The organism is Bacillus sp. FSL E2-0195, from assembly GCF_038003645.1.
GTDB classification, from domain to species: Bacteria; Bacillota; Bacilli; order Bacillales; family Bacillaceae_G; genus Bacillus_A; species Bacillus_A mycoides.
On the sequence record NZ_JBBOPN010000001.1, the window covers coordinates 4595368 to 4613163 of the forward strand.

A 17796-nucleotide genomic window follows, 5' to 3' on the forward strand; every position below is an offset into this window, starting at 1 on the left:
ATGATGAGAGTCGCCATATTTACCGATACATTTACACCACAAGTCAACGGTGTGGCGAAAACTTTGGAACGTTTAACTAAATATTTTCAAAAAGAAAATATCGCCTATTCTGTTTTCGCCCCTCAGCATACGGCAGAAGATAATTTCGTAGCGAATGTGAACAAAATGAGAAGTATCCCGTTAACAATATTATATCCAGAATGTCGCTTTGCCTTTCCTACTCCGCGCATTAAGCGGGAACTTCTTGCCTTTAAACCTGATATCATTCACATCGCTACGCCTTTCAATATGGGACTTTGTGGGTTATATTATGCCAAAAAGTTAAATATCCCAGTTGTCGGTTCTTATCATACTGATTTTGACGCCTATTTACGCTATTACAAAATCGAATTTCTCTCCAATATGCTATGGAACTATTTAAGCTGGTTTCATAGTCATATGCAAAAAAACTTTGTTCCTTCTCCTGAAACATTACATCAATTAAAGAAAAAAGGATTTCAACAGCTCTACATTTGGGGACGTGGTGTAGATTGTACTCTCTTTCATCCAACTTACAATAAAGACCTATTCCGAAAAAAATATAAAATTACAGCGAAATATATTCTTTCCTACGTCGGGCGCCTTGCTCCTGAAAAAGATATCGATACTCTTCAAACACTTATTCAAACGACAAACAAAGAACGTGACGATATTCATTGGCTCATCGCTGGAGACGGGCCTCTAGCAACAAATTTACGTGAAGCTGTTCCGAAAACAAATGTCACTTTTACTGGATATTTACAAGGTACGGATTTAGCTGGAGCATATGCTTCTTCTCATATGATGGTATTTCCATCAGCTACTGAAACGTTTGGAAATGTCGTACTTGAATCATTTGCATGCGGTACACCTGTCATTGGTGCAAATAGTGGCGGGGTTAAAAATATTATTACAGATGGAAAAACGGGAATTCTTTGTCCGCCAAAAGATACAGATTCCTTTCTATCCTCCATCCATTCTTTATTGCAAAATGAAGAGCTGCTTATGCAAATGGGCATAGCAGCTTCGTCTTATGCTAAATCAAAAAGCTGGGATGAGATCTTTCGTGGCTTACTTGACCAATATGAAGAAGTCCTTCAGCACACTGCATCAGAATTACTCGCTTAAAAAGAAATGACAAAATTTATTAATGCTTATAAAAGTGCAAGTTCTCAACTAATCAAAAAAGACTTTCCACAAGTGAAAAAAACTTTAGAAAGAAATGTTTTGGTCAAGAAGTTTTTGCTTACTAACTACTGGTAGTTCGCCAATAGACGTAGTAAAGAAATATATTGAAAATCAAGGTAAAAAGTGAGGTGAAATGATATGACAAAGCAGAATAAAGCATATAAATTCCGGTTGTATCCAACAGAAGAACAAGCAAATCTTATACGTAAAACCTTCGGTTGTGTACGTTTCGTGTACAATAGAATGTTAGCTGAGAGAAAAGAAGCGTACGAAAAATACAAAGATGATAAGGAACAACTAAAGAAACAAAAGCCTCCAACCCCTGCGAAATATAAAGCAGAATTTGAGTGGTTAAAAGAAGTTGATTCATTAGCTTTGGCAAATGCTCAACTACACTTGCAAACTGCATATAAGAATTTCTTTAGTGGTCAAAATAACTTCCCAACATTCAAAAGTAAAAAGGACAGAAAGTCTTATACAACGAATGTAGTAAACGGTAATATTCTGTTGCTTAATGGTCATATCAAATTGCCAAAACTGAAAATGGTACGTATCAAAAAACATAGAGAGATACCACAAGATTATATGATCAAGTCTTGTACGATTTCTATGACACCTACTGGTAAATACTATGTGTCAATCTTGACTGAATACGAAAAAGAGATTGTACAAAAAGAAGTAGAAACAGTTGTTGGATTAGACTTTGCAATGGATGGATTATACGTCAGTTCTGAGGATGAGAAAGCCAATTATCCTAAGTTCTATCGTAACATGTTAGACCGATTAACAAAGGCGCAACGAGTATTATCAAGACGCAATAAAGGTTCTGAACGTTGGAATAAACAACGTATTCGTGTAGCTACGTTACATGAGAAAGTAGCTAACCAACGTAAGAATTTTCTTCATCATGAGTCTAAAAAGTTAGCTGCCAATTTTGATGTTGTAGCTATTGAAGATCTAAACATGAAAGGAATATCGCAAGCACTTCATTTTGGAAAAAGTGTCGCTGATAATGGGTGGGGTATGTTCACTTCTTTCTTAACTTATAAACTAAACGAACAAGGAAAACAACTTGTGAAAATAGACAAATGGTTTCCATCAACAAAAACATGTAGTAGCTGTGGAAATGTGAAAAGTCTGACATTGTCTGAACGAATCTATTCTTGTATATGCTGTGTAAATCTCGATAGAGATTATAACTCAGCCATCAATATCAAAAATGAAGCAATACGTCTTTTAGCGTCAGCATAAATTGTAATAAAATAACCTTTGGAACAAGGGAGTTAGCTCGGCTGTCTTAGGACGAATTCGTTAGCTATCAGAAGTAATGATTAACCGAGAAGCCCTCACTTCAAACACTCCTTTAGGACGTTAAGTGGCGGGTAGTTCACGAAATCCCCTTAAAATCAACTTACTCACATACCTTTATACAGCAATTGTTCCCCAATTTCTGTATATCAAAAAACCTTTCATTCATTTGAAAGGTCTTTTTGAGCCTGCACATATTCTTCTTTCGTATTCACATTTATAAACCAATCTACATTCGCTTGTACATCTTCACCAGCAATATATTTCACATTACATTGTGATAAAAGCTGGCCCATACTTCTTTTTTCTTCTTGAAGCAAAGCATAAATCTTTTCTTTCACGCGGTTATTATACGCTGCAAGTAACGGTTGTTTTCTTCCATTAATAATAGGGACAACAGCATCATATTCATCGCTCGTTTGCTCTAATAAAATGGTAATCCATTCATTTGAAACGTTCGGTGCATCACAAGGCATAATAGCGTACCAATCTGCTTCTATATATTCCATTCCTGATACAATTCCAGCAAGCGGCCCATTTCCTTTATAGTGCGACATATCTTCTATAACTGGAACTTGTACTAATTGCTCTACTCTCTCTTTTATATCAGAATGACTAATGACTACAATTTCTTGCACAGCGCTTTCCATTACTTTCACAATATGCTCAATAAAAGTACTCTCTTTCCAGCCTACTAACGCTTTCGGCTCACCGAATCGGCTCGACATACCTCCTGCTAATACAATTCCAGCACACTTACTCATTGACGATGCAACTCAAATGTAATATGACCTAATTCCGGTAAAATTAACTTGTTCATCGCAAGACGAACCGCTCCGCTAGACCCTGGCATCGAAAAGACAACTTTACGCCCGATTGTACCACCGATTGCTCTACTTAACATCGCACTACTTCCGATATCTTCTAAGTAACTTATCATACGGAACAACTCACCAAATCCAACAATTTCTTTATCTAATAACACTGACACTGCCTCAATCGTTACATCACGTTTCGTAATACCAGTTCCGCCATTCGTTAGCACGACATCAACATCTTCCCTATGATAACCAGCTAACACAGCCTGCTGGATACTTTCTTTATCATCTTTCACAATTTCATAAGAGGTCACTTTATGTCCTGCTTCTTTTAATAATTCATGTAATAGTTGTCCGCTCTTATCCGTCTCTTCCGTACGTGTATCGGAAATCGTCACGATTTTGCAGCGCACTTCTTTTGGAGCTTGTTTTTTATGTTCAGTTACACTCATTTTTCATCTTTCCTTTCTTAAAGACTTTTCTTCATTTTATCATACATATCTTTACACAATTATGTATGAAGCCAATGATGCACCGTGATACAATATAAGTATATACGACTACAAAAAGGAAAATATACTTTCTTATACGCCTGGACTACACACCATTAGCTACTCTTTAAATCCCCTTATATTTTCTACATAGTAGATTTCATTTTAAATTACAAAATAATTTGGAGGTTCACTCACTATGGAACTATACAAAAAATTAACAACAACATTCATCCTCTTATTTGTTGCTTCCATCACTGTCGGCTTTTCCTTAAAAGGCGCGATTCCATACGCTACATTAGTGAGTATTATATTCGCAACGCTATTTTTAATGAGCAGTGCTTTTTGCGCAGGAAAAGCGCGTCAACTGAAAGGCTGACCGTCTATGTTCCGTAAGAAACCAATCCTTTGTAAATCATGTGAAAAGGAAATACAAACGTATGAAAAAGCGTGGATTCATATGCCATTTCCGGCAAGTGGTATGACAAATATGAAGAAGTATATTGAGCTAGACGGGGAAGTTTATTGTAGTTCTTGCATTCAAGTAGTAAATAAAGTGAAACTTTAATCAGTGGGGCTTTTACGGGCAGTTAGCCTCCTACCTAACTTTTTTGCTTTACAGCCGAATTTTGAGGTGGGAGGCTTACTGTCCTTTAATGCGGGATAAAACCAAATAAAAAAAGCTTTGCGCACACAGCGCAAAGCTTTTTTTCATATATTATAGACCAGCTTGCTCTTTTAAAGTAGCTGCTTTGTCTGTACGTTCCCATGTAAGATCTACATCAGTACGTCCGAAGTGGCCGTAAGCTGCTGTTTGTTTGTAAATTGGGCGACGTAAGTCTAGCATTTTAATAATACCAGCTGGGCGAAGATCGAAGTTGTTACGAACTAGTTCTACTAATACGTCTTCAGATACTTTACCAGTGCCTAATGTATCAACTGAAATTGATACTGGTTGTGCTACGCCAATTGCGTATGCAAGTTGTACTTCTGCTTTGTCAGCAAGACCAGCTGCTACGATGTTTTTCGCAACATAACGAGCTGCATATGCTGCAGAACGGTCAACTTTCGTTGCATCTTTACCAGAGAATGCACCACCGCCATGGCGAGCGTATCCACCGTAAGTATCAACGATGATTTTACGTCCTGTTAAACCAGCATCACCTTGTGGTCCACCAATTACGAAGCGGCCAGTTGGGTTAATGAAGAATTTCGTTTCTCCATCCATTAATTCTGCTGGAACTACAGCTTTAATTACGTGCTCTTTTAAATCGCGATCGATTTCTTCCCACGTAACATCTGGATGATGTTGTGTAGAAATTACAATTGTATCCACACGTACAGGTTTACCATTTTCATCATACTCAACTGTAACTTGCGTTTTTCCATCCGGACGTAAGTATGTTAATGTGTCATCTTTACGTACTTCAGTTAAACGACGAGCTAATTTGTGAGCAAGCGAGATTGGAAGTGGCATTAATTCTTGTGTTTCATTACATGCGAAGCCAAACATTAAACCTTGGTCTCCCGCACCAATTGCCTCAATCTCAGCGTCAGTCATTTGACCTTCGCGTGCTTCTAGTGCTTGGTCAACACCCATAGCGATGTCAGCAGATTGCTCATCGATAGATGTTAAAACTGCACAAGTTTCTGCATCGAATCCGTATTTTGCGCGTGTGTAACCAATGCCTTGAATTGTTTCACGAACGATTTTTGGAATATCTACGTAAGTAGAAGTCGTAATTTCCCCCGCTACCAATACTAAACCAGTTGTTACAGTTGTTTCACAAGCTACACGTGCATTTGCGTCCTTTGCTAAGATCGCATCTAAAATTGAATCAGAAATTTGGTCACAAATTTTATCTGGATGTCCTTCAGTTACAGACTCAGATGTGAACAGATGACGTTTTTTTGTCATGTGGTAAACCTCCCTACAGTAATTGTATATATTGTACGGAACTCATCCTTAATTTGCCACAAACTGCGACATACATTTATTCTCCCACACAAGCATACAGAAAAACCTTTCCTACTTAACATAGAGGAAAGGTTTAATTTGCTACTTGCATACTGCTTTTTGCCCTTTGCTCTTATCGTTCGAGACCGTTAGCCTCGCACAGGTTTTAGCACCTATTCACCTGTATTTACCACTACAAATGAGGTTGCTGGGCTTCATCGGGCCTGTCCCTCCGCCAGCTCGGGATAAGAGAGTATCCGTCCCAACCTATACTAAAGAAATGATATTCATTTGTCAATTAATATTCACATTTTCCTGAAAGTTTTTCTCAATACCCATAGAATGAAATATTAATAGGGAAATGATACATTCACACAAACAAAAATAAATAAATAGTATACATTATTTATATAATTGTGTTATACTATTGATGGGGATTACGAGAAATATTTCATTAAATGAAAAGGATGGTATATAAATATGAGTACTGTGAATGTCCAAATTGGTTTACATGAATTATTGAACGGAAGCAATGCACAGATTCAATTAAGTGTTCCGCAATTAGTGGAAAAAGTATTAATGCGAAACGAAGGGAAATTAACTTCTACTGGTGCCGTTTCTGCTTCAACAGGAAAATACACAGGACGTTCTCCTAAGGATAAATTTATTGTGAAGGAAGCATCGGTTGCTGACAAAATTGCTTGGGGAGCCGTGAACCAACCGATCTCTGAAGAACATTTTAATAAATTATATATAAAAGTTTTAGAATACTTAAAAGAAAAAGAAGAGTTATTCATCTTCAAAGGATTTGCTGGCGCTGATCGCAACTATCGCCTACCAATTCAAGTTGTTAACGAATATGCATGGCATAATTTGTTCGTACATCAATTATTTATTCGTCCAAATGAAGAAGAATTAGCAACTCACGAATCAGAGTTCACAATTGTTTCTGCACCAAACTTCAAAGCAGATCCAGCAATTGACGGTACAAATTCTGAAGCATTCATTATGGTTTCATTCGAAAAACGTATCGTACTAATCGGTGGTACAGAATATGCTGGAGAAATGAAAAAATCAATCTTCTCTATTATGAACTTCTTACTACCTGAACAAGACATTCTTTCTATGCACTGCTCTTCAAACGTAGGCGAAGAAGGCGACGTAGCACTATTCTTCGGTTTATCTGGAACAGGCAAAACAACATTATCTGCTGATCCAAACCGTAAATTAATCGGTGACGATGAGCACGGTTGGTCTGATAACGGTGTATTCAATATTGAAGGCGGTTGCTATGCAAAATGTGTAAACCTTTCTCATGAGAAAGAACCACAAATCTTCGATGCAATCAAATTTGGTTCAGTTTTAGAAAACGTTGTCATTGATGGTCAAACACGCATCGCTGACTATAACGATACTACTTTAACAGAAAATACACGTGCTGCATACCCTATGCATGCGATTGACAATATCGTACTGCCAAGTGTTGCAGGACATCCAAATACAATTATTTTCTTAACTGCTGATGCATCTGGCGTATTGCCTCCAATCAGTAAGTTATCAAAAGAGCAAGCTATGTACCATTTCTTAAGCGGTTACACTAGTAAGCTAGCAGGAACAGAGCGCGGTGTTACATCTCCGCAAGCTACATTCTCTACTTGCTTCGGTTCACCGTTCTTACCGCTTGATGCATCTCGTTATGCTGAAATGCTTGGTGAAAAAATCGAGAAACATGATGCGAAAGTATTCTTAGTAAACACTGGCTGGACTGGTGGCGAATACGGCGTTGGTAAACGTATGAACTTAGGTTACACTCGTGCAATGATTCAAGCAGCACTAAGCGGTGAACTTGCTAAAGCTGAAACTGCAAAACACGACATCTTTGGCCTTGAAGTACCTCGTCATGTTCCAGGTGTACCTGATGAAGTATTAATGCCTGAACAAACTTGGGCTGATAAAGATGCTTACAAGGCGAAAGCAATTGAGCTTGCAAACGAATTTAAAGAAAACTTCAAAAAATTCGACAGCGTTTCTGAAGCTATTATTAACTTAGGCGGTCCAATCGCTTAATTACAAATTTTCTGTTGGAATAACCCTTTTACTCATATGAATAAGTGTCGTGTAACCGTAAAGTTCCGCGTACTCACCGACAAAACCCAATGCGGCTTAACGGTTACACACACTTACATAAAAAAGAAGCTTACGTTAAAAACGTAAGCTTCTTTCTATATCTTATATAAAGTGAAACTTTAATCTCTTCATCTATTGCATACCAATACCCATAAACTTACAGAAAATTCATTTTATAATCATTCGTTTGTAGTTTCCTATGATATATTTTACATATAAAGGAAAGGGTGAGACCCATGAAAAATTTTATTCAGTTATGGAGCGATTCAAATGTTTTGGGGACTTGTAATGCTTAACGTTAATTTATTTGAGCATACAAGTGAAACGATAAAATACATTATTCTAATTACCGGAATAGTTTGTTGTATTGTATCCAACTTTTTTAAAGAACCTAAGAGTCATACTACTAAGTGATTTCATATTAACTTATTGGAAGCGGAAACCTATATTTTATACAAAGTTACGCTTCCTGTTGTACTATCCATCGCCGGATCCCTTATTCCAGAGTAAGCCAATTTTCAATTTAAATAACCAGATTTTCATATATATAAATCCCGGCTTCGAACATATAAACTATTTTCCCACTCACTACATCCTTCTGGTTTCACACCGCATGGGGCTAAAAAAGGCTCTGACCGCTTCTATCCCCCGCCGAATCCTCTATTCCATCTAAAAAAGTTCCAAACCTAATTTTCAATTGATTTACTCGGATTTTCACACATACAAATCAAGGCTTTGAAAATATAAAGAGATCTCTCGCTCACTTGCTCACTTGCTCCTTCTGGTTTCACACCGCATGGGGCTAAAAAAGGCTCTGACCGCTTCTATCCACCGCTGGATCCTCTATTCCATCTAAAAAGAGGCTTTTCATCTTTTTATCTTTTTCAGCCCTTCGTTAATTCTTCCTCATCCTTCATACTATAATACCCTAAATTAATAACGATTAAGAAATAACCACCCAGAATACCTACTGCAAATGCCCACATTACCATATGATGCTCAATTTCGTACATGATAATAGCACCCAAAATTGCAGCTGCAAAGCGATTAAACATACCAAGCGTCGGCGCTTTCGTCTTCTTTACTATACTATCTCCAAGCTTTTCGATACGCCTTCCTAAAATCCAAACACAATACATGCTTACAATAAGTCCAATTCCTGCACCTAGAAAATGTGCTGAAAACGGTGTTAACATCCAGCCTAATAACAGAATACCTAGTAGATAATACGATTGAATTTTAAACGACCTTAATGACATACTAATCATGTTGTACTCCCCTTCAATAGTTTTTATCTATCCAACCAAAGCTATATAACTCATTTCTTTCGAGTCCATACTACTAAAAATTCATTTCACTTAAATTTAAAAAACATAAACAGTATGTTTATGTTTTTTAAATGCTTTTAGGAAATAATATTATACAAGATTTCTAATATAGAATCCCTCGTAAATGTGACGTTTTTCAAAACATTTTCGTCCAATTATGAAAAAATTGATATCAATCTATGAACATACGGATATGATGTAATAAGCACATAAATAAAGGGGGCGTCTAATGATTTATTTTTTAATGGCTCTCATTCATCTCATTGTTCCTGCACTTATTGGACTTTCATTATATTGGTACATGAAAAAACATAGTATTTTCTATGCTGTCCTCGGTGTTCTTCTTCCAGGAATTATTCTAATTACACTCTTCCGCATTCCTTTTCTTAATTTAATCCCACTTATTACTGCCATTTTATTCCTCGTATTTTTACCAAAAATAAAAAAATAGGAAAGCAGATCATAGGTGATCTGTTTTCCTATTTTGATATAGGTTCTTGCACGATAGAATTAGCTTCTACTTTCTCTGATTTCACAAACCATAGACCGAAGAAAATGATGATTCCACCAATTATTTGTTGAAACGATACATATTCATTTGCCCATACAGCTGCAAATAAAACAGCTACAAGCGGCGTAATATACATATATACCATCGTATGTGACGCACCAATTTTTTGAACACCTACATACCACATGACTAAACCGAATACTGTTACAAAGAAAATAGAATATAGTAAAGCAAACAATGTCATTCCGTGTGTAATGTGAAATGGCATGACAAATACATGTGGACCACTTAACAATAAGAGCGGAATCGCTCCAACTAATGTCGACCATGCAGTAACACGTAATGCTGAGTATTTTTTAATAAGCGGCCCTGCTAAAACGGGATAAAGTCCCCAACATATTGATGTAATAAGTCCAATCCCATTTCCGTAGAAAGAACTAGCGAGTGAATGCCCCGCTACTAAAACTAATGTAGCACCAATAAAGGCAATCATGGAACCAACTAACTTTCGAGAAGAAAATTTTTCTTGTTTCAAGAAAATCGCAAATAAAGTTGTAAAAATAGGTGAAATAGATATGAGTAAAGAAGCATTTGTAGCGGATGTGTATTTTACAGTTTCCATAAATAACGTTTGATACAGTACAATACCTACAACGCTAACGATGATTAATCTTGGTATATCTTTTCGCTCCATATAAAGTGACTTTTCGATAAAGAACGTAAGTAATAACAGTAGTGGTGCTGCTGTCATCATTCGAACTGCAGTAAACTCAATTGCTGTAAATTCTAAAAGTCCATATTTCGCAATCGTATAGTTAATCCCCCAAATAATAACGACACTTAAAATTGATAACTCAATTCCCCATCTTTTCATGCGCAACCCCCTCCGCAAAGAGAATTATACAGAAAATTCAACTATATGTACATTTCATTATGTGAAAAAATCCATAAGAAAAAGGAGCATATTATATACTCCTTCTCTCTTCATTATACTCGAACATGTAACTTCATATTCGGATTATAAAACTGGCTTGGGCTCTTCAGCTGGAAATTTCCTCCAACTTCATGCCAATCAACTGTTAATTTATCATCCATAAATACAAGCTTTGTGCGATCTGCAATAAAGTTTAGTACGCTTGATTCGATATCTACATCGCGCTCATCTTTCTCTGAAACGGCTACTAAATCAATAATCCCGCTCATAACACAACCGCAACCTTCATTATCATAAAATAACTTTATATATTTCGTTTCACTTGGAATCGTATCCATAATCTTTTTATATGCTGCCTCTGTTACAGTAACGTACATGTGTTAACCTACATCCTCTCTTCTCGTATCATTTATATATTGTACCACCATTTTTCTTGAATTTTATATGCGGAAAATTAAGACTACTATAAAATATATGTGATAAAGTGAAACTTTAATCAGGGAGGTATCCATCCCCTTCTGATTATTAGCCCTCGCCAATCAGGCTTTTACGGGTAGTTAATGCGTGATAAAGGAGGTTGTATCACTGATGTTCAAACTACAACGATATCTCATTTTCTTAGGTCTATTAGGTAGCTTTTTTATTTCTAGCGGAATGGTATTACAACATATACTTCCCTATTCTCCTTCTATTGGCTGGATTCTAGGTTTTATTTGTTTCCTATCCGCTTCTTATTTTTCCATAAAAAACAAAAACAACTAACAAAGTAAGAACTATCTTAAGGAGGATTATCAAATATGCCAGCCTTAAAAGAAATAGAACAATAACTTAATCATTTATTACAGGAGAAATCCATTGCCATATCGACAATGATTATGGTAGGCATAAATACTCACTCATTATGGATTATGCGAAGAAACAAATATGTCACTCATCGGTTTGTCACACTCTGCCTCTGAATATTTAGTGAAAGAGACATTGATGTATGATTGGTTTAAAGAGAATTTTGATGTAGTTGATTCCGCAGGAGACCTGGTGGTTATAAAACTAATAACACCTCCCCTATTTTTAAAATCTATATACACAATACGATCCACCACACAAAATATAGAATCTACAATATATATATAGTAGTTCTACTTTTAAAACTAGATTTTCAAAAATATAGAAAGGAGATAATATATGTACCAACGCAATTGCTTTAGTTGTGACGGTAGACGCAACAGCGGTTCTATCGGCAGTACTGGACCCACTGGTGCTACTGGACCCACTGGTGCTACTGGACCTACTGGCAATGCCGGGCCTACCGGGGCCGGTTTGCAAAGTACTACCGCTTTTAGTCTAGCAGCCGCTCCTAACTATAAAAAGGGACAAGTTGTCACTTACACGAGTAGCGGCTATGTTGTAAAAAAAGATGCACCTCAAGGATTTCCGAATGTGTCTCAAGATTATATCGTATTGGTAGAAGGTGGTCCTACCGGATCTACTGGTTCTACTGGTTCTACCGGTTCTACCGGAACTACTGGTTCTACCGGTTCTACCGGAGCTACCGGAACTACTGGTTCTACCGGAACTACTGGAGTCACTGGTTCTACCGGAGTCACTGGTTCTACTGGAGTCACTGGTTCTACCGGAGCTACCGGAACTATTGGTGCCACTGGTTCTACCGGGACTACTGGACCTGCTGGTAGTTCAACAGCGAAAAGTATTGTTTTTCAAGGGACGAATGCTGGGTTTCAACGTATAGCAGGTTCTCCAGGAATTGATTCTAACGTTATTCCATATGTAACTGCTGGAGCTGGAAATATAGTTGGTTTTGCTACATCTATAAATATTAATAACTTACCCGCTGCTGTTTATACGATTGATATTTGCAGGAATGTCCCAACAAACCTCTCTGCCCCGACCTCTAGTTACATCCTATCTACTATTACTTTAACTACTACAGATAAAATTACGGGAACTATGACATTTTCAATTAAACCTACGGATATTGGCTCTAGACAACCTCAAGTGTATAACCCTACTCCAGCACCTGGACCTGCCACTGTAACTTGGACTAGTATTACAACCGGAAACCTGTTTTCGAGGGGGGATGCGATATCTCTTTATATTACCCCCGGGATTACGGCAAGTTCTGTATATTCTATTTTTCTAATCACTGATATATAATCCACACTTACAAATCATTCATTTACAAAAAGGACCTCGATGCCGAGGCCAAAAAAATTGCAAATAAATTAAAACAAATAACAGACAAATTTATTATATACTCTCGCTTTAAAACACCCATATTTTGGATTGTGAATTTGTACAGTTTGTCAATGTTGTAAACATCCCGTTTATTAAAATTCCGTACTTCCTTCCACACTGAAAAGGGAAATCACTCTAAAGAAAGTGATTTCCCCTTTTTAAAATATCCCACTATAATTAAATCGGCAACATAATCTCAACAGTCGTTCCAACTCCAACTTCACTTTCAAAGTTCAATTTACCGTGGTGATCTTTAATAATTTTTTCCGTAACTACTAATCCTAAGCCTGTTCCAGTTTCTTTCGTTGTGTAAAAAGCTTCATTTAGCTTCGGAATTTTATCTTTCGGAATGCCGCATCCCTCATCTATAATTTGAACAATGATCACATCTTCCACTATAACTTTTACAGTAATAGTTCCGCCAACTGACATTGCTTCAATCGCATTTTTTATTAAATTAAAAAATACTTGTTTCAATCGTTTTTCCTCACATGTAATTGATGGTATATCTTTACTATAAATAGCATGCATTTTTATTCCTTGTTCTAAAGCTGGCTTTTCCATAACCCTGATAACATAAGAGATGATTTCTTTAATATTATACGTTTCGGATTCTACCGATTTAGATTTCTCAAACCCATTTAGTTCTGTAGCAATTGTATGAATTCGCTCTACTTCCTGTCTCATAATTTCACTATAAATTTTATCTTCTGGATATTTTTTCGCTTGCTTATTCACAAGTTTTTTCAATTTTTCTAACGGTCTTCTAATCTTATCGCCAATTACTGTCGCCATTTTTCCAACCATTGCTAATTTCTCTACATTTCGTATTTCTTTATCCATCATTTCAAGTGTACGAACGTAAGATTGGAATCTTAAAAATATAATCCAACATATAATAACAAACACGCTATATAATGCTATTGGGATAAGAACAATAAAGGATTGAACAACGAATCCCATAAGTGCATATTTTCCAACAATAGTTCCCGCAACTAACCAAAAGTACCTCTTATTCACAAATATTGGTGCAAATAAAATAAAGAATCCTTCTACTATATTCCCGCCATCAAATTCCGCATCACTTCCGTAATAAATAATGAAGTTATTAATAAAATCCAATATATTATAGCCAATTAAAATAATATACTTCACAATATACGGCTTTTTCCATTTCATAAAATAAAGTCCTATAAAGAATAATCCAACCATAAAACTATATAGCCATAAACCTAATCCTTCTCCAAAAGCATCTGCTAGTTTTTGATTTTTATCTGATAAAAGGACAATAGCTTTTTCAGCAAAATCATACGCAAAAAATATAACGAAGAATAAGCTTAAAAATATTATTAATGCCTTTATCTCTTCTTTTTCAAATATATTTCCTTTTTCCATATGATAACTCCTTTAACAACACCTCTTAATCTTGTGTCACATTGCGCTCACATTTTTTCGGGAGCAGTATTTCTACTCTCGTTCCTTTCTTTACTTCACTAGAAATGTGTAATTCTCCAAGATGATCTGTCACAATTCGCTCTGCTACCGTAAGACCTAATCCAATTCTATCTTGCTTCGTTGTATAAAAAGCATCCTTAACTCGTCCTAAATTATCCTTTTTTATCCCAAAACCACTATCTACTATACTTACTATTACATAATCTCTTTTTTTATTTTCAACTTGTATTTTTAATGTTCCGCCATGTTCCATTGCCTCTAAAGCATTTTTAATAACATACAAAAATACTCCTTTTAATTTGCGTTTATCACATTCAATTTCGCTTCTATTTTTCTCTTCATTAAAGGTACAATTTATATTTAACTCGTTCATTTTTCCGCGCATGTTTTCTACCGCTTGTACTAAAACATCACTTACAATGTGTTTTTCATAAACAGAAGGTTTACATGCAGCAACCTCCATTAATTCACTAATCATATTATTCATATTTTCGATTTCGAGAATCATTTGTTCATATGTTGCATCTTTTTCGTGTTTCTCTTTTTGTAATTGCGTAAACCCTTTTAATGAAGCAAGTGGGTTTTTAATTTCATGTCCGACTGTCGCTGCCATTTTTCCGATAACCGCCAATTTTTGTGACTGACTTGCCTCTGCAATACGTCCCTTTACTGCTGAAAGATATTGTAAAAATCGATTTAAAATAATAAATGACACGAAAAGTAACACCATATTTATAACAAGAGACATAAACAGGTTAAGTTCTCCAAATACAAATAGGTATATCATATATTTCCCTATAAGGAATGGCGCTAAGACAAATAAATATCTTTTACTCAAAAAGATCGGTACGAAGAAAATGAAAATATATTCAATTACATTCCCTTCATCAAATGCTATTGTATTATGAAAAGCATACCATCCAATATTAAAAGTCTCTGCGATCATGTATGCAAATAAATATGTATATTTAACTAAATATGCTTTTTCTCTCTCAAATAAGTAAACACTAATACCTAATATAGCCATAATATATGCAAGCTTCCATATCCCTTTATGCCAATTTGCTAAAGGCATTGTATCTTCTAATATAATCGCGTATGCAACCTCGTATACAATTAAAATAACATGTATTACCCATAAGAAAATCTTAGCGTTTTTCTTTTCTTCTTTAGCTGATAGAAAACTCTCTTCCACTTCAACACCCCTTCAAAAGAATACCATTTATTATAATAAATGATTTTCATAGACAAACAAAGATAAATTGAACAAATGAGGAAAATCAATCCATAGATAATATACTTCCCCATACCATATGTAAGCATAAAAACCATGAACAATAATACGTATAATATGGGAGGTGCTTTATATGGACGGTCGTGAAAATAAGAAGATAGAACAGTTACAATCCTTTACGAAAAACAATGAAGGAAAAGAGATGACAACGAATACGGGTGTCAAAATTTCAAATGATGAAAACTCTTTAACCGCCGGCGATCGTGGTCCTACACTTTTAGAAGATTTCCTGATGCGAGAAAAACTCGCTCATTTTGACCGTGAACGAATTCCTGAAAGAGTCGTTCATGCCCGCGGTTACGGAGCACATGGTGTTTTTGAGCTATATGATTCTTTAGAAGACTTAACAATGGCTCATTTTTTACAAGACCCATCTAAAAAGACACCTATTTTTATTCGTTTTTCTGAAGTTGCTGGATCAAAAGGTGCAAATGAAACGAACCGAGATGTACGAGGATTCGCTGTTAAGTTTTATACAGAGGAAGGAAATTTCGATTTAGTGGGTAATAACATTCCGATTTTTTTCATTCAAGATGGTATTAAATTTCCGGATCTTATTCATGCTCTTAAACCAGAGCCACATAATGAGATTCCCCAAGGACAAACAGCACACGATACTTTTTGGGACTTTATCGCCAATAATCAAGAATCAGCTGCGATGATGATGTGGATTATGTCGGATCGCACAATTCCGAGAAGTTTTCGAATGATGCAAGGGTTCGGCGTTCATACATTTCGTTTAGTTAATAAACATGGGAAGTCACGATTCGTAAAATTCCACTGGAAGCCAAAGCTTGGCGTTCACTCGTTAATTTGGGATGAAGCTCAAAAACTAGGCGGCGCTGATCCAGATTATCATCGCCGTGATTTATGGGAAAATATTAATGCCGGAAACTACCCTGAGTACGAACTTGGCGTTCAAATTTTAGAAGAAGAGAATGAATTTAAATACGATTTCGATATATTAGATGCAACAAAAATTTGGCCGGAAGAAGACTTCCCTGTTAAGATCATCGGAAAAATGACGTTAAACCGAAACGTTGATAACGTATTTGCGGAAACAGAACAAGTCGCACTGCACCCTGGAAGCATCGTCCGCGGTATCGATTTTACAAATGATCCTCTCTTACAAGGTAGACTCTTTTCTTATACAGATACACAATTAGCACGCGTCGGTACAAACTATCAAGAGTTACCGATTAATCGTCCGGTATGTCCTTTTCATAATAATCAAAGAGATGGTGCGTCTAAATATATAATTGATAAAGGAAAAGTCGCTTACCATAATAACTCTTTAGCTAATAACTCTCCCTTTACTGTACCTGGTACGAAAGGCGGTTTCGTTACATATCCTTCTACTGTTTCTGGACATAAAACAAGAGAAACAGCCGCTAGTTTTAAAGACCATTTCTCACAAGCCCGTTTATTTTGGAATAGTATGAGCCACGTCGAAAAAATCCATATTATGCAGGCCTTTTCCTTTGAATTAGGAAAAGTAAAAAGTAAATCAGTTCGCCAACAAGTCGTAGGTATGATTGGTCATATAAGTACAGAATTAGCTACTTTAGTAGCTGAAGCAGTCGGGGCAACAGTGCCAAATGTTCAAGAATCAAATGTTACAAAATCCTCACCAGCACTAAGTATGGAACATACAACATTCAGCCCAAATACATTACGAGTAGGCGTCATTGTCGCAAACGGATATGACGGTCAAAACGCACAATATATTATAAATCAATTCAAACAAGCCGGTCTTCAGCCCGTTATTATTTCCGAACGATTAGGTTTTGTGCAAGGCTCTCAAAATGGACAGTGGGAAGTGAATGATACTTTCTTAACAGGATCACCACTTCTTTATGATGGGCTACTTCTTATTGGCGGAAATATTAATGATCATTTTCTTAACAAGGCAAGTTCATTCGTCGTAGAATCGTATAATCACTTTAAGCCAATTGGCGCTTTCCAAAATGGAACTACTATTGTTCAATCTTTAAACATTGAAGGAAAACCTGGCGTTATAACAGAACAAAATCCTATCTTACTTGCGAATGAATTTATTCAGGCAATGACAAAACAGCGATTTTGGGAGAGAGCCTACTAAAATGCATGAGGAG

General features: G+C 36.2%; 16 protein-coding genes, 2 pseudogenes and 1 riboswitch. Of the genes and pseudogenes, 10 read left to right on the plus strand and 8 right to left on the minus strand.

Going from position 1 to position 17796, the window contains the following annotated elements; translation table 11 throughout:
* Nucleotides 1–3 precede the first annotated feature (3 nt).
* The 3 genes and pseudogenes from MHH59_RS23730 (at nt 4) to MHH59_RS23740 (ending at nt 2457) form a co-directional block, all read left to right on the plus strand.
* Nucleotides 4–1146 (plus strand): glycosyltransferase family 4 protein, encoded by a 1143-nt coding sequence (locus tag MHH59_RS23730; protein ID WP_340852490.1) that lies wholly within the window; start codon nt 4–6, stop codon nt 1144–1146.
* Between the two features lie 3 nt (nt 1147–1149).
* Nucleotides 1150–1333 (plus strand): annotated as a pseudogene (locus tag MHH59_RS23735) (IS200/IS605 family transposase); the annotation flags it as partial.
* Between the two features lie 11 nt (nt 1334–1344).
* Nucleotides 1345–2457 (plus strand): RNA-guided endonuclease TnpB family protein, encoded by a 1113-nt coding sequence (locus tag MHH59_RS23740; RefSeq protein WP_201053220.1) that lies wholly within the window; start codon nt 1345–1347, stop codon nt 2455–2457.
* 218 nt (nt 2458–2675) lie between these two features.
* Here the strand turns inward: MHH59_RS23740 and MHH59_RS23745 are convergent, their stop codons facing one another.
* Nucleotides 2676–3278, minus strand: coding sequence for a molybdenum cofactor guanylyltransferase (locus MHH59_RS23745; protein WP_002167518.1), 603 nt, complete (start codon nt 3276–3278; stop codon nt 2676–2678).
* Complete coding sequence (locus MHH59_RS23750; RefSeq protein ID WP_002034407.1) at nt 3275–3784, minus strand: MogA/MoaB family molybdenum cofactor biosynthesis protein; 510 nt, start codon at nt 3782–3784, stop codon at nt 3275–3277. Before MHH59_RS23750 ends, MHH59_RS23745 begins: the two co-directional genes overlap by 4 nt.
* Nucleotides 3785–4022: 238 nt before the next feature.
* Between MHH59_RS23750 and MHH59_RS23755 the strand changes: the two genes are divergently transcribed.
* Complete coding sequence (locus MHH59_RS23755) at nt 4023–4202, plus strand: hypothetical protein (RefSeq protein WP_002034406.1); 180 nt, start codon at nt 4023–4025, stop codon at nt 4200–4202.
* 6 nt (nt 4203–4208) lie between these two features.
* The gene (locus tag MHH59_RS23760) at nt 4209–4391 is read left to right on the plus strand and encodes a hypothetical protein (protein ID WP_002067721.1); all 183 of its coding nucleotides are present in this window, start codon (nt 4209–4211) and stop codon (nt 4389–4391) included.
* Between the two features lie 150 nt (nt 4392–4541).
* On the opposite strand, the gene metK is transcribed toward MHH59_RS23760, so the two are convergent.
* A complete protein-coding gene (gene metK, locus MHH59_RS23765; RefSeq protein WP_002129540.1) occupies nt 4542–5741 on the minus strand; it encodes a methionine adenosyltransferase in 1200 nt (399 codons plus the stop codon).
* Between the two features lie 169 nt (nt 5742–5910).
* Nucleotides 5911–6032: riboswitch (SAM riboswitch) on the minus strand.
* Between the two features lie 228 nt (nt 6033–6260).
* Here metK and pckA point away from each other — a divergent pair.
* Nucleotides 6261–7847: a phosphoenolpyruvate carboxykinase (ATP) gene (pckA, locus tag MHH59_RS23770; protein ID WP_002089118.1), complete on the plus strand. Its 1587-nt coding sequence runs from the start codon at nt 6261–6263 to the stop codon at nt 7845–7847.
* A gap of 944 nt (nt 7848–8791) precedes the next feature.
* Here pckA and MHH59_RS23775 read toward each other — a convergent pair.
* Nucleotides 8792–9175, minus strand: a complete 384-nt coding sequence (locus MHH59_RS23775; RefSeq protein ID WP_002089121.1) for an ATP synthase subunit I — start codon at nt 9173–9175, stop codon at nt 8792–8794.
* Nucleotides 9176–9464: 289 nt separating this feature from the next.
* Between MHH59_RS23775 and MHH59_RS23780 the strand changes: the two genes are divergently transcribed.
* Nucleotides 9465–9686: a hypothetical protein gene (locus MHH59_RS23780; RefSeq protein WP_002015710.1), complete on the plus strand. Its 222-nt coding sequence runs from the start codon at nt 9465–9467 to the stop codon at nt 9684–9686.
* A gap of 28 nt (nt 9687–9714) precedes the next feature.
* Here the strand turns inward: MHH59_RS23780 and MHH59_RS23785 are convergent, their stop codons facing one another.
* Together MHH59_RS23785 and MHH59_RS23790 are read right to left on the minus strand one after the other, a co-directional pair.
* Nucleotides 9715–10620: a DMT family transporter gene (locus tag MHH59_RS23785; protein ID WP_002129544.1), complete on the minus strand. Its 906-nt coding sequence runs from the start codon at nt 10618–10620 to the stop codon at nt 9715–9717.
* A gap of 113 nt (nt 10621–10733) precedes the next feature.
* The gene (locus MHH59_RS23790; protein WP_340852494.1) at nt 10734–11057 is read right to left on the minus strand and encodes an iron-sulfur cluster biosynthesis family protein; all 324 of its coding nucleotides are present in this window, start codon (nt 11055–11057) and stop codon (nt 10734–10736) included.
* Nucleotides 11058–11512: 455 nt separating this feature from the next.
* On the opposite strand from MHH59_RS23790, the pseudogene MHH59_RS23795 reads away from it, so the two are divergent.
* Nucleotides 11513–11725 (plus strand): annotated as a pseudogene (locus tag MHH59_RS23795) (Nif3-like dinuclear metal center hexameric protein); the annotation flags it as partial.
* Between the two features lie 137 nt (nt 11726–11862).
* Entirely contained in the window at nt 11863–12852 is a 990-nt protein-coding gene (locus MHH59_RS23800; RefSeq protein WP_098632331.1) for a collagen-like triple helix repeat-containing protein, read from the plus strand.
* A 258-nt stretch (nt 12853–13110) separates the two neighbouring features.
* On the opposite strand, the gene MHH59_RS23805 is transcribed toward MHH59_RS23800, so the two are convergent.
* Together MHH59_RS23805 and MHH59_RS23810 are read right to left on the minus strand one after the other, a co-directional pair.
* Nucleotides 13111–14328 carry an ATP-binding protein gene (locus MHH59_RS23805; protein ID WP_002143485.1) on the minus strand — a complete coding sequence of 406 codons (1218 nt, stop codon included), beginning with the start codon at nt 14326–14328 and terminating at the stop codon, nt 13111–13113.
* A gap of 25 nt (nt 14329–14353) precedes the next feature.
* Nucleotides 14354–15583: an ATP-binding protein gene (locus tag MHH59_RS23810; protein ID WP_078177756.1), complete on the minus strand. Its 1230-nt coding sequence runs from the start codon at nt 15581–15583 to the stop codon at nt 14354–14356.
* A gap of 172 nt (nt 15584–15755) precedes the next feature.
* Between MHH59_RS23810 and MHH59_RS23815 the strand changes: the two genes are divergently transcribed.
* On the plus strand, nt 15756–17783 hold the full coding sequence (locus MHH59_RS23815) for a catalase (RefSeq protein WP_340852496.1): 2028 nt from the start codon (nt 15756–15758) through the stop codon (nt 17781–17783).
* Nucleotides 17784–17796: the final 13 nt, after the last annotated feature.

Excerpts from the sequence above, each read along its gene's own strand:
- MHH59_RS23730 (WP_340852490.1), top strand. The coding sequence starts at position 4 with ATGAGAGTCGCCATATTTACCGATACATTTACACCACAAGTCAACGGT.
- MHH59_RS23740 (WP_201053220.1), top strand. The coding sequence starts at position 1,345 with ATGACAAAGCAGAATAAAGCATATAAATTCCGGTTGTATCCAACAGAA.
- MHH59_RS23745 (WP_002167518.1), bottom strand. The coding sequence starts at position 3,278 with ATGAGTAAGTGTGCTGGAATTGTATTAGCAGGAGGTATGTCGAGCCGA.
- MHH59_RS23750 (WP_002034407.1), bottom strand. The coding sequence starts at position 3,784 with ATGAGTGTAACTGAACATAAAAAACAAGCTCCAAAAGAAGTGCGCTGC.
- MHH59_RS23755 (WP_002034406.1), top strand. The coding sequence starts at position 4,023 with ATGGAACTATACAAAAAATTAACAACAACATTCATCCTCTTATTTGTT.
- MHH59_RS23760 (WP_002067721.1), top strand. The coding sequence starts at position 4,209 with ATGTTCCGTAAGAAACCAATCCTTTGTAAATCATGTGAAAAGGAAATA.
- metK (WP_002129540.1), bottom strand. The coding sequence starts at position 5,741 with ATGACAAAAAAACGTCATCTGTTCACATCTGAGTCTGTAACTGAAGGA.
- pckA (WP_002089118.1), top strand. The coding sequence starts at position 6,261 with ATGAGTACTGTGAATGTCCAAATTGGTTTACATGAATTATTGAACGGA.
- MHH59_RS23775 (WP_002089121.1), bottom strand. The coding sequence starts at position 9,175 with ATGATTAGTATGTCATTAAGGTCGTTTAAAATTCAATCGTATTATCTA.
- MHH59_RS23780 (WP_002015710.1), top strand. The coding sequence starts at position 9,465 with ATGATTTATTTTTTAATGGCTCTCATTCATCTCATTGTTCCTGCACTT.
- MHH59_RS23785 (WP_002129544.1), bottom strand. The coding sequence starts at position 10,620 with ATGAAAAGATGGGGAATTGAGTTATCAATTTTAAGTGTCGTTATTATT.
- MHH59_RS23790 (WP_340852494.1), bottom strand. The coding sequence starts at position 11,057 with ATGTACGTTACTGTAACAGAGGCAGCATATAAAAAGATTATGGATACG.
- MHH59_RS23800 (WP_098632331.1), top strand. The coding sequence starts at position 11,863 with ATGTACCAACGCAATTGCTTTAGTTGTGACGGTAGACGCAACAGCGGT.
- MHH59_RS23805 (WP_002143485.1), bottom strand. The coding sequence starts at position 14,328 with ATGGAAAAAGGAAATATATTTGAAAAAGAAGAGATAAAGGCATTAATA.
- MHH59_RS23815 (WP_340852496.1), top strand. The coding sequence starts at position 15,756 with ATGGACGGTCGTGAAAATAAGAAGATAGAACAGTTACAATCCTTTACG.